The 10,304-nt window shown below is 70.6% G+C and carries 13 protein-coding genes and 1 pseudogene; 5 read left to right on the forward strand and 9 right to left on the reverse strand.

What is annotated here, in order from left to right; genetic code table 11:
• Positions 1–235 precede the first annotated feature (235 nt).
• Positions 236–2,065 carry a D-glycero-beta-D-manno-heptose 1-phosphate adenylyltransferase gene (gene rfaE2, locus ACLQ3F_RS31495; RefSeq protein WP_425853328.1) on the forward strand — a complete coding sequence of 610 codons (1,830 nt, stop codon included), beginning with the start codon at positions 236–238 and terminating at the stop codon, positions 2,063–2,065.
• Complete coding sequence (locus tag ACLQ3F_RS31500) at positions 2,062–2,940, forward strand: glycosyltransferase family 2 protein (protein ID WP_425853330.1); 879 nt, start codon at positions 2,062–2,064, stop codon at positions 2,938–2,940. The genes rfaE2 and ACLQ3F_RS31500 overlap by 4 nt, the downstream gene beginning before the upstream one ends.
• A gap of 1 nt (position 2,941) precedes the next feature.
• Here the strand turns inward: ACLQ3F_RS31500 and ACLQ3F_RS31505 are convergent, their stop codons facing one another.
• From ACLQ3F_RS31505 to ACLQ3F_RS31515, 3 genes are read right to left on the reverse strand one after another with little or no spacing between them, the layout of a single operon-like run.
• Positions 2,942–4,048: a glycosyltransferase family 9 protein gene (locus ACLQ3F_RS31505; RefSeq protein WP_425853332.1), complete on the reverse strand. Its 1,107-nt coding sequence runs from the start codon at positions 4,046–4,048 to the stop codon at positions 2,942–2,944.
• Between the two features lie 8 nt (positions 4,049–4,056).
• Positions 4,057–4,608, reverse strand: a complete 552-nt coding sequence (locus ACLQ3F_RS31510) for an Hsp20/alpha crystallin family protein (protein ID WP_357198332.1) — start codon at positions 4,606–4,608, stop codon at positions 4,057–4,059.
• Complete coding sequence (locus ACLQ3F_RS31515; protein ID WP_425853351.1) at positions 4,608–5,111, reverse strand: DUF2231 domain-containing protein; 504 nt, start codon at positions 5,109–5,111, stop codon at positions 4,608–4,610. Before ACLQ3F_RS31515 ends, ACLQ3F_RS31510 begins: the two co-directional genes overlap by 1 nt.
• Before the next feature lie 167 nt (positions 5,112–5,278).
• On the opposite strand from ACLQ3F_RS31515, the gene ACLQ3F_RS31520 reads away from it, so the two are divergent.
• Positions 5,279–5,896 carry a pyridoxamine 5'-phosphate oxidase family protein gene (locus ACLQ3F_RS31520; protein ID WP_425853335.1) on the forward strand — a complete coding sequence of 206 codons (618 nt, stop codon included), beginning with the start codon at positions 5,279–5,281 and terminating at the stop codon, positions 5,894–5,896.
• 23 nt (positions 5,897–5,919) lie between these two features.
• Here ACLQ3F_RS31520 and ACLQ3F_RS31525 read toward each other — a convergent pair whose 3' ends face one another.
• Both ACLQ3F_RS31525 and ACLQ3F_RS31530 read right to left on the reverse strand, forming a co-directional pair.
• Entirely contained in the window at positions 5,920–6,522 is a 603-nt protein-coding gene (locus ACLQ3F_RS31525; protein WP_425853337.1) for a DUF4240 domain-containing protein, read from the reverse strand.
• A 31-nt stretch (positions 6,523–6,553) separates the two neighbouring features.
• The gene (locus tag ACLQ3F_RS31530) at positions 6,554–6,958 is read right to left on the reverse strand and encodes a VOC family protein (protein WP_425853339.1); all 405 of its coding nucleotides are present in this window, start codon (positions 6,956–6,958) and stop codon (positions 6,554–6,556) included.
• A 51-nt stretch (positions 6,959–7,009) separates the two neighbouring features.
• Between ACLQ3F_RS31530 and ACLQ3F_RS31535 the strand changes: the two genes are divergently transcribed.
• The gene (locus ACLQ3F_RS31535) at positions 7,010–7,654 is read left to right on the forward strand and encodes a class I SAM-dependent methyltransferase (protein ID WP_425853341.1); all 645 of its coding nucleotides are present in this window, start codon (positions 7,010–7,012) and stop codon (positions 7,652–7,654) included.
• A 38-nt stretch (positions 7,655–7,692) separates the two neighbouring features.
• Here the strand turns inward: ACLQ3F_RS31535 and ACLQ3F_RS31540 are convergent, their stop codons facing one another.
• Positions 7,693–8,127, reverse strand: coding sequence for a DUF6228 family protein (locus ACLQ3F_RS31540; protein WP_425853343.1), 435 nt, complete (start codon positions 8,125–8,127; stop codon positions 7,693–7,695).
• A 247-nt stretch (positions 8,128–8,374) separates the two neighbouring features.
• A complete protein-coding gene (locus tag ACLQ3F_RS31545; RefSeq protein WP_425853345.1) occupies positions 8,375–8,842 on the reverse strand; it encodes a hypothetical protein in 468 nt (155 codons plus the stop codon).
• A gap of 177 nt (positions 8,843–9,019) precedes the next feature.
• Between ACLQ3F_RS31545 and ACLQ3F_RS31550 the strand changes: the two genes are divergently transcribed.
• Positions 9,020–9,337, forward strand: a complete 318-nt coding sequence (locus tag ACLQ3F_RS31550) for a hypothetical protein (RefSeq protein WP_425853347.1) — start codon at positions 9,020–9,022, stop codon at positions 9,335–9,337.
• Here the strand turns inward: ACLQ3F_RS31550 and ACLQ3F_RS31555 are convergent.
• On the reverse strand, positions 9,332–9,925 hold the full coding sequence (locus ACLQ3F_RS31555; protein ID WP_425853349.1) for an IS5 family transposase: 594 nt from the start codon (positions 9,923–9,925) through the stop codon (positions 9,332–9,334). The two genes, ACLQ3F_RS31550 and ACLQ3F_RS31555, sit on opposite strands and share 6 nt — an antisense overlap.
• Positions 9,904–10,206: pseudogene (locus tag ACLQ3F_RS31560) on the reverse strand (IS5 family transposase); the annotation flags it as partial. The pseudogene ACLQ3F_RS31560 and the gene ACLQ3F_RS31555, both read right to left, overlap by 22 nt.
• Positions 10,207–10,304 lie beyond the last annotated feature (98 nt).

A 10,304-nucleotide genomic window follows, 5' to 3' on the forward strand; every position in this document is an offset into this window, starting at 1 on the left:
AACGACAGGGACAGGAAGTCATACCGGGCCGAGCGACCGAGGGTCCCCGGCTGGGGACGATCAAAAAGGTAACGGGGTACCTCAATCCCCTTCCCGCCCTCGAACGCCCGAAACAGGTCGCACCGGTATCGGACCGGCTCGGACCGGTCAGACACCACCGAAGACCCCCTGACCAGTGGCGGGGACCGGTCGGCGCGCAGGTTTGTCCGCCAGGCCGCTGGGGACCCGGGGAGGCATGGCAGGAGCAGCAGCGGAGCAGCGCCGGCTCGCCACCGTCGTGGAGAGCTGGCTCGGACGCCCAGTCCTGATCGTCGGTGACGCCATGTTGGACGAATGGCGGTTCGCCGACTCCGACCGGCTCTGCCGGGAGGCGCCCGCCCCGGTCCTCACCCTGCGTCGGCGGATCTCCGCCGCCGGTGGGGCCGCGAACACCGCCGTCAACGTCGCCGCCCTCGGCGGCCGGGCGGTGCTGGTGGCACCGGTCGGCGCCGACGTCGCCGGGGACGAACTGCACGACTGCCTGGACCGCGCGAGCGTCTGGGACCGCACCGTCAACCAACCCGGGCGACCCACACCGGTGAAGCGGCGGATGTTGGCCGGCAACCAGATCCTGCTGCGTGAGGACTCCGGCGACCCGGAGGACGCGCTGGACCACGACGGGGTGAGCCGGCTGCTCACCGCCCTGAGCTGCGCGACCGAGGAGTTGCGCGCCGCCGCCGGTGGGGAGGCGCCGACCCTGGTGGTCTGCGACTACGGCCTGGGCGCGCTGCCCGCGCCGGTCCGCGCGTGGCTGGTCGAGAACCGCCAGCGGTACGCCACAGTCGCGCTGGACGCCCACGACCTGGCCGACTGGCGGGGTCTCGCGCCGACAGTGGTCACCCCGAGCTTCGCCGAGGCGACCCGACTGTTGGCCCGCGCGGGCGGTACGACCCGACCGACCGGCGGGACCGAACTGCACCTGGAACACCCGGACGGTGACCCCGTCGACGGGCCGTCCGAGATGACCGTCGGCGCGGCCCCGGGGGCGGTACGCGCCGACGACACCGCCGCCGAGCTGACCCGGGCCGACCGCCCGGGGCCGGTCGGCGAGCCCACCCCGGGTGAGGGACGGGTCGCCCTCACCGGCGACGGGCTCAGCGTCACGGGCACCGGCGTCACAGTGAACACCCGGGCCGGAGAGGGCGTCGACCGGGCTGTCCTGGCCAAGTCGCGGCTGGCCGAACTGCGTGCGCACACCGGTGCCGACGTGGTCGCGGTGACCCTGGACACCGAGGGCGCTGTGGTCGGCGGCGCCGACGGGGAGCCACGCCGCAGCCACAGCACTCCGGTGCCGGCAAGTCACGCCGTGGGTGCCGGCGACGCGTACCTGGCGGCGATGACGTTGGCCCTGGCCGCCGACGCGCCCCTGCCGACCGCCGCCCAACTCGCCCAACTCGCGGCCACCATCACCGTCTCGGACACCGGCACCTGCGTGTGCCGACGCGACGACCTGCTCGCCGCGTTGGGCCAGTCGACCGACACCACGAGCCACCCCGCGCTGGTCAGTGGCGACGAGTTGGACACGATCGTCGCCGGGTACCGCGAGGCGGGACGGTCTGTGGTCTTCACCAACGGCTGCTTCGACGTGCTGCATCGCGGGCATGTGCGCTACCTGGAGCAGGCCCGCGCGTTGGGCGACCTGCTCATCGTGGCGGTCAACTCGGACGGCAGCGTACGACGGCTGAAGGGCCCGGACCGGCCGGTCAACCCGGTCGAGGACCGGGGTGCCCTGCTCGCCGCGCTCGCCTGCGTGGACCACGTGGTGGTCTTCGAGGAGGATTCACCAGCGGCGCTGATCGAGGCGGTCCGACCGGACGTGTACGTCAAGGGCGGCGACTATCCGCCGGAGCTGGTGCCGGAGGCGCCGCTGGTGCGCCGCCTGGGTGGTCAGGTGCGCACCCTGGGGTACGTGCCGGACCGGTCCACCTCCGCGATCATCGAGCGGATCCGGTCGCACAGCCAGGACCCGTCGCCACATCTCGACGACCGGGAGCCCGACCCGTCGCTGCGTACCCAGGCGTCGTGAACCGCCCCCTCGACGCCGGCACCCCGGAGGAGTTCCGCAGCGACCGGCTGGTCGACGTGCTGATTCCGACCCGGAGCCGGCCGGCCGAACTGGCCGTCACCCTGGGCGGGCTCGCCGCCCAGGACGGCGTGCCCGGCTTCGGCGTGGTCGTCAGCGATCAGTCCGACGGGGATCCGGCGTACGCGCATCCCGCTGCGGCCACAATGGTCCGGGCGCTGCGCCACCGGGGCCACCCGGTGCTGCTGACCCGCCGGCTGCCCCGACGGGGGTTGGCCGAACACCGGGCCTACCTGCTCGCCGCCTCGGCCGCCCGGTACGTCCTCAGCCTCGACGACGACATCTGGCTGGAACCGGGTGCGCTGCACCGACTGGTCACCGCGATCGGTGAGCTGGGCTGCGGGTTCGTCGGCAACGGCGTGCACGGGCTCTCGTACACCGACGACGTGCGGCCGGAGTCGCACGGTCACTACGAGGAGTGGGCCGGGCCGCCCACGCCGGAGCGCATCCGACCCGACACCCCGCAGTGGAACCGGGCCCGGATCCACTCGGCCGCGAACCTGCTGCACATCACCGAGCAGTTGGCGCTGCCGCCGGGCGCGTGGCGGGCGTACAAGGTCTCCTGGATCGGCGGGTGCGTGCTCTACGACCGGGCCAAGCTCGTCGAGGCCGGCGGCTTCGACTTCTGGCGTCGGGTGCAGGAGAAGCACCAGGGCGAGGACGTGGCGGCGCAGCTGGCCGTGTTGTCCCGCTACGGTGGCGCGGGCATCCTGCCCAGCGGCGCGTACCACCTGGAGTCCCCCACCACCGTCACCGACCGGGACGTGGAGGCGTGGGAGGTCGTCCTCGCCGAGGAGGACACCCCGCAGCCGGCCTGAACTACCGGGTGAGCAGCTCCCGGGCGGCTTCCAGCACCTCGATCACCGGTACGTCGGTCACGAACGAGTCCCGATGCGGGCAGTCACCGTCGCCGGGTCGGTGCGGGTAGATGCCCGGCGTGCAGTCGACCCCGCAGACCGGGCAGTGCACCGTCCACGAGCTGATCGGGCGGTGCCGGCCCCGCAGCGGGCTGGCCCCGTTGATCAGGTTGCCGACCCAGAAGATGCCCACCGTTGGCGTGCTCACGGCGGCGGCCAGGTGCAGCGGGCCGGTGTCGTTCGAGACGACCAACGCGCAGTCGGCGTAGCAGCCCACCAACCCACCCAGGCTGAGCGTGCCCACCTGCGGGCGCACCGGCGCCTGCGCCGCAGCGACGACCCGGTCGACCACCTCCTGCTCGGAGGGCGTGCCGGTGACCAGCACCTCGTAGCCGTCCTCGTGCAGCGCACGGGCCACCTCGGCGAAGCGCTCGGCGGGCCAGCGGCGGCGGGTGTCGGTGGCGCCCGGATGCAACGCCACCCGGGGACGGCTCGCCGGGCCGAGCACCTGGGCGGCCTCGGCCCGGTCGGCGTCGGTCACCGCCAGCGTCGGCGTGATGGTGGTGGCCGGCGCTCCCGCCAGCGCCACCACCTCCAGGTAGCGGATCACCTCGTGCTGGTAGTAGACGTAGCGCAGCCACCGGTCCAGCGGCGGCGCGTCCTCGGCGCGCAGGCCGACGGTCAACCGGGCACCGAGTCGGCTGATCAGCGGGTTGGAGTTGGCACCCCCGCCGTGGATCTGCACCGCCAGGTCGAATTCCGCAGCGGCGGCAGCGGCCACGAAGTCGTCGACCGACGAGTCCGGCTCGCCCGGCTCCGGCGTACGGATGCCGGGTGCCGGCGGCACCACCAGCACCCGGTCCACCGGGCCGGGCCGGTCGCGCCAGAGCTTCGCGTGCCACGGCGCCCCGAGCAGCACGATCTCCGCCGAGGGGTACGCGCTGCGCAAGGCGTCCAGCGCCGGCAGGGCGAAGATGAAGTCACCGAGCGCGTTGGCGCGCAGCACGGCGATCCGCCGTACGTCGGGAAGGCGCTCGGCGGTCGGGCCGAGCACGGACGGGGTGACCACCCGACCCGCTACGGCCGGTCGATCTCGCCGGCGGTGTCCGGGCGGTGCAGCTCCCGGTCCGCGGCGGGATCGGCTGGCATCGGCGTACCAGTGGAGAGATCGCCGGAGCGCGGCCCGGTGCGGCCGACGGTGATGGTGCGCGGCGCGGGCCGCGTCGCCCGTGGCAGGCGCACCCGCAGCAGGCCGTGGTCCATCACCGCGTCGATGGTGTCCGGGTCGACCCGCGCCGGCAGGTTGACCCGGTATTCGAAGCCGCGCGTCTCGAAGCCGCCGGGGATCCCGTGGTCGGCGTTGACCTCCGCCTCCGAGCGGGCCCGCACGCACAACTCGCGGTCGTCCAACTCGACGGCCACCTCCTCCGGCGCCACTCCGGGCAGCCGGACGACGACCTCCCAGCCGTCCGAGGTCTCGGTCAACTCGACGTCGGACCCGCCGCCGCGACCACCGACCAGGCGACTCAACTCGGAGCGCAGCGACTGCAACTCCCCCATCGGGTCCCAGCCCTGCTGCCGGCTGCCGCGCCACCCCCGGCCGAAGCCGCCAAACTGCTGCTCGCTCATCACACCTCTCCGATCCGCTGGGTGGCCGTCGGCGGCCGTAGTGAGCTGGGCGCGTCCAGGCCGGCGTCACGGTCGACGCCCACACCGAGCCGGTCGACCAGCTCGCCACCGAGCCAGGCGCTGATGCCGAGAATCGCCAGCGCGACCAGCTCGATGGCGATCAGCGCCCCGCCGGCGGCCCGGGAGTCCGCGTTGAGCCGCACCGCCCACACGGCCGCGAAGAGCAGGATCACCGCGATGTTGGCGCCCGCGTGCAGCAGACCCACCCTTTTGGCGCGGGTGCCGCTCGGTATCGCCAGCAGGTCGAACGAGCCGGCCGCAGCGGCGAGCAGGCCGCCGATCAGGCCGACGGTGATGTTCCAGTACGCGACCTCGCCGAGGAAGTCGGGACCGCCCACGGTGTCCACCAGGTCGAACAGCACCGCAGTGGCCAGCAGCGCCACCGGGAACATGACAAGCATCGGATGGACTGGGTGACCCAGCACCTTCAGTCGGCTCTCCATCTCCCGGCCCTCCACTGGTCGGCGTCCTGCGGAACGGTCCACGTCGGCGAGCGCGTCGGGTGAGGCCGTACCCACGGCAACCCGGCACAAACCTCGCGCTGGTCACTGCGGCCTAGGCTGATGACGGTGGTGCCCACCACCGGGTCAACGCCTGAGGGAGGACCAACGTGACGGTGGAGATCACCTCGCACGAGGAGTTACGCGAGTTGCTCGGTGAGCCGAGCACGCGGGCCGCCAACAAGGACCGCACCCGCCTGCACGAACGGGACCGCGAGTGGCTCGCCGCCTCGCCGTTCTGCCTGATGGCCACGGCCGGCGCGGACGGCAGCTGCGACGTCTCACCCAAGGGCGACCCGGCCGGGTTCGCCCTGGTGCTGGACGACACGACAATCGCCCTGCCGGAGCGGCCCGGCAACAAGCGGGCCGACGGCTACCGCAACATCCTCGACAACCCGCACATCGGGTTGCTCTTCCTGATCCCCGGGCGGACCGACACGCTGCGCATCAACGGGCGCGCCCGCCTGGTCAGCGACGCGCCCTGGTTCGACGACATGGTGGTCAAGGGGCACCGGCCGGTGCTCGCCGTGGTGGTGGAGATCGAGCAGATCTTCTACCACTGCGCGAAGGCGTTCCTGCGGTCCGCGCTGTGGCGGCCGGAGACCTGGCAGCCCGAGGCACTGCCGTCCCGGGCACGCCTGATCAAGGAGGTCGAGGCCCCGACGGAGAGCCTCGAAGATCTGGAACGGCACTACGGCCCCGAGTACGCCACGAAGATCTACGTCTGAACGGCTCCGCCGGGCCGGATCGGCTACGCCTCGGCCGGCTGCGACCGGTCCGCCTCGTCGGCAGGCCAGGCCGACCAACCGGCCGGGTTGCCGAACGACTCCCGGGAGATCCCCGAGCCGGTCTCCGGCCACGAACCGAACCGGTCGTTGTGCAGGTGCGCGAAGAGGTAACACATGCCTTCGCAGTCGGCGTCCAGCAGCGCCATCGCGGGGTCGGCACGAACAGCTTCGTAGTAGGCCCGACCCAGTGCGACGATGAAACCGCGGGCGTAGAGGAAGCCGTCGTCCGACCCGTCGGTCACCTCGTGGATGTCCTCCCGATCGATGTCGTAAAGCTTGCGCTCCACCACCCGGTCCAGATCGGTCAGCTCCTGCCCGGTCAGCCCGGCGGTCAACTGCCCGAGCCGGTCCAGGAAGGCATCAAGCCAGGCGTCGATCGCGTAGGACGGGTCGTCATCGTCGACATCATCGCCGTCGTCAGCGGCGGGGTCGCGCTCAACGAGGGCCTGACGCAGCGCCAGGGGCTCGGCGCCCAACTCGGCCCAGGCAGCCTCGATGAGTGCCCACAGCCGGGCCTCGTCGGCAGGGGTGGGCAGCGTTCCAGGGGCATCGGTGGTCACGGTCACCGCAAGACCGTAACCACCACCACCGACGCTTTCAGGACTCCGCGGCGGAGACCATCCACAAGTGACCGTCCGGGTCGGCGAAGACGCCCGCGTACCCCCAGGGGTGGTCCGACGTCTCGGTGATGACCTCGGCGCCGGCAGCGCGGGCCCGCTCGACCATCGCGTCCGCGTCGGCAGGCGAGTCGACAGTGAGGTTCAGCAGACACTCGCTCTGGCCCCTGGGGGCGACCTCGTGCCGGCCGATCACCCAACCGAAGCCGCCGGCCGGGATGAGCATCAGGCGCAGCCCGTCATTGACCACGAACTGCAACGGTTCCGGGAGGCCGTCGTCGGCCAACTCGCCCACGGCTTCGAGGCCGAGGCCGTCGCGGTAGAACCGGTAGGAGGTGGGACGGTCGGCGATGGGGAGACTCACGATCACCGGTGCATGAGTCATGGGTGGACGCCTCCAAGGTGCCGGTCGTGTCGCTGAATTAACGTTGGCGTCGTGACGGTAGACGGCTGGCTGTCTGATACTCGCACCTCCTACGACACTGTGGCGGTCAGCTACGCGCGCCTGGTGCGTGACCTCCTCGCGGAAGCGCCGTACGAACGAGCCGCTCTGGCCTCGTTCGCGGAGCTGGTGCTGGCCGCCGGCGGTGGGCCGGTCGCGGACGTGGGTTGCGGAACGGGGCGCATCACCGCCCACCTGCACACGCTCGGCGTGGACGCCTTCGGGATCGACCTCTCGCCCGGGATGATCGACGTGGCCCGCCGCGATCATCCGGAACTGAGGTTCGAGGTCGGTTCGATGACCGACCTCGATCTGGCCGACGGCTCGGTCGCCGGCCTGGTCGCCTGGTACTCCCTCATCCACATCCCCGACGACCGGATCGGCGTCGTGTTCGCGCACTTCCGGCGGGTGGTGCGCCCAGGTGGCCCGCTGCTGCTCGGCTTCCACGTGGGCGACGAGACGACCCTCAAGACCGAGGGGTACGGCGGGCACCCGATGAACGTGCGCGTCCATCGTCGGCAGCCGGCCCAGGTGGCGGCCTGGCTACGCCAGAGCGGCTTCGCAGTCGACTCGCAGACCACCGTCACCTCAGCGGAGAGCCGGCTCGGCGGCATCATCGTCGGACGACGCGAGCCTTGATCGCCAGCCGTCGAGGCGCTGTCGCGATGCGACTGCTGCTACGTGCGAAGGAAGTGCGTGAGGTCACCGGCAAAGCCTGTCAGTTCCTCCCCTGCTTCGAGGACGAAGACCGCTCTGGCGGACCAGGCGGTGCCGTGCAGGTCGGGGCCGGGAGCCCGAAGCGTCACACTCAGCGACACGTGGGCTCGACCGTCGTGCCGAGCGTCGATCACCAGCTCGCGTTCCATCGATGCCCAGGTACGGGTGCCGCTCCAGCCCTCCCAATCGGCCGCGAGCCTCTCCACGAACCCTGACAGCGTCGTCTCCAGGGGGGCGTAGATCCCATCGATCTTGGCGACTGTCGACGCTGCCATGCCCAGTGCGTGCAACTCAGTCGCGACCGTGTAGACGTAGCCGTCGCCGTACGGATCTTGTGGAGGATGAACAAGCCACCGCTGGTCGCCAGACCCCTGAAGGACGAACGGTTCGCTCATAGTGGCTCGTATTATGCGGACCAATGACCCGCGCTTCCCATACCGAGCCGCTTGACGGCATCGATGACCGGTTTCGGCACTCGGTTCTCACGTTCGCGGCGACCTCTCTGGTCTCCATCCCGTCTGCCGTCGACCCGCCCTCTGGGAGCGAGCCGCCGCCCGGCCCGCCACGTCAAGACGGCCTTGACGCCCGTTCGGACGCTGGCGGGCTCGCAGTAACCGCTGAAACCAGCAGTGCTGCCCGCATCTATCCCAGAGCCCCGCGCGCTGCATCGAGAAAGTCCAAGCGTGGTTCTTCGAGCAGATCCCGAACGCTCTGGCCTTCAGGAACCCCCTCCCACACCGCGCCGTTGAGCACCAGGAAGTACGCCCGGGCCGCGTCGTGCACTGGTATCGGGAACGACAGCCGAATCATCCGCTCCGCAACCCAGAACCGGTTCATCACCGCCTGGGCCTGCGTCGGCCAGTCCTCGCCGTCCTGCCACTGCATCGGGCGGGCGAAGGCGCAGCGTTCAGCCTCGGCCGCCACGCTGACGAACCGCTCCAGCAGGGCCAGCCGCTCAGCTCGCCTGCTCTCTGCCAAGGCGAGGTCCTGCTTACGTTGCTCGGTCCTCGCCACCATCCGCTGAGTCGAGTGCTGCACCAGGTATGAAAGTCCCCCACCGATGGCCACGCCACCCAACGACGTCAATGCCGTCCAGACCTCGACCGCCACACCCGCATGGTGCCTGTACCGGTGAGCGATGTCGACCCCGTACCCCTGGGCCCACCCGTAACCCGCTGTTGTGCCCACCACAGACAAAAGAGGGGATTCTGTAACCTCACACGAGAGCGCCTAGGGCGTGTCCTGCCGATCATGGATCGGAAGTCCTGGTCATGCCATGCTTCAGCCGTGTACCGGACCGAGGATCAACGGCGCTTTCAGCGTCTGGTCGAGGCGCTATCGGGACGGGCGGATCCCCAGGCTGAGGCCGAGATGGGCGCACCCCTGGATCCCCGGCTCGCGGACTCGCTGGTTGATGTGATGGCGGGTGAGGAGCAGCTCGGGCTGGACACGCTCTGTGCCAACGTCTTCGACTATCGGGTGCGACTGACAGGTGAGGAGTACGCAACGATCACCGATCTCGCCGATCGTTGGGATCTCGGCGTTCGGGTGATCGATGGATTGAACGAGCTTGTGATCCCGGATGAGCCATCCGAGTGCTCATGAGAGCCAAACGATGGCGGCGATGAGGACGAGGCTGGCGCGGTAGAGGGATGCGCGTTTCGCGTAGCGGGTGGCCAGGTCACGCCATTGCTTGAGGCGGTTGAAGCAGCGTTCCACCACGTTGCGGTTTCGGTAGATCACCTTGTCGAAGGCTGGTGGTCTGCCGCCGGCGCCGCCCTTGGCGATCCGGCGGGCGACCTGGTCGGACCGTTCCGGGATGACGTGCCGGATCCCACGCTGCCGCAACGCTCGGCGGGTTGAGTCGTGCGCGTACCCCTTGTCGGCGATCAACACGTCGGGACGTTTACGGGGCCGTCCGGGTCCAGGTTCGTTGACCCGGATCGCGTCCAGTAGCGCCAGCAACTGCGGGTTGTCGCCGGCTTGGCCAGGGGTGAGCAGGATTGACAGCGGCCGGCCGCGTCCGTCGACGGCGAGGTGGATTTTCGTGCTCAGTCCGCCTCGGGACCGGCCGATGGCCTCGCCATCTTGCGCACCAGGCGTCGCCGGACTTGATGGGGAGCCCCTTTTTTGCGGGCGCCAGCGGAATGCTGGTGCGCCCGCACGATCGACGAGTCGATGCTGACTGTCCACTGCACGGGTGTGCCGTCGTCATGGACCTGCGCCGCGGCGAGGATCCGATCCCAGGTGCCATCCGCGGTCCACCGCCGCAGCCGTTCGTGGCAGGTTTTCCACGGTCCGAAGCGTTCCGGCAGGTCACGCCACGGCGCCCCCGTGCGCAGCTTCCACAGAATCCCGTTGATGACCTGTCGGTGATCCCGCCACCGCCCCCGCGCACCGCCCGTCTCCGGCAGCAGCGGCGCGATCACCGCCCACGCCTCGTCAGTCAGTTCACCACGACGTACCACCGGCACATCGTCAACGATCAACCACTACAAGACGCTTCTATGTACGTGGTGATCGGTTCGGCTGGTTGCCGCTAGGTTCGGCGTCGATGATTGCTTGGGTGGCT

The sequence above is a fragment of the Micromonospora sp. DT15 genome, assembly GCF_049841475.1.
In the GTDB taxonomy this organism is placed as follows: Bacteria; Actinomycetota; Actinomycetes; order Mycobacteriales; family Micromonosporaceae; genus Micromonospora.

Coding starts and splice junctions, on each gene's coding strand:
- rfaE2 (WP_425853328.1), top strand. CDS start 236: ATGGCAGGAGCAGCAGCGGAGCAGCGCCGGCTCGCCACCGTCGTGGAG.
- ACLQ3F_RS31510 (WP_357198332.1), bottom strand. CDS start 4,608: ATGAGCGAGCAGCAGTTTGGCGGCTTCGGCCGGGGGTGGCGCGGCAGC.
- ACLQ3F_RS31515 (WP_425853351.1), bottom strand. CDS start 5,111: ATGGAGAGCCGACTGAAGGTGCTGGGTCACCCAGTCCATCCGATGCTT.
- ACLQ3F_RS31530 (WP_425853339.1), bottom strand. CDS start 6,958: ATGACTCATGCACCGGTGATCGTGAGTCTCCCCATCGCCGACCGTCCC.
- ACLQ3F_RS31540 (WP_425853343.1), bottom strand. CDS start 8,127: ATGAGCGAACCGTTCGTCCTTCAGGGGTCTGGCGACCAGCGGTGGCTT.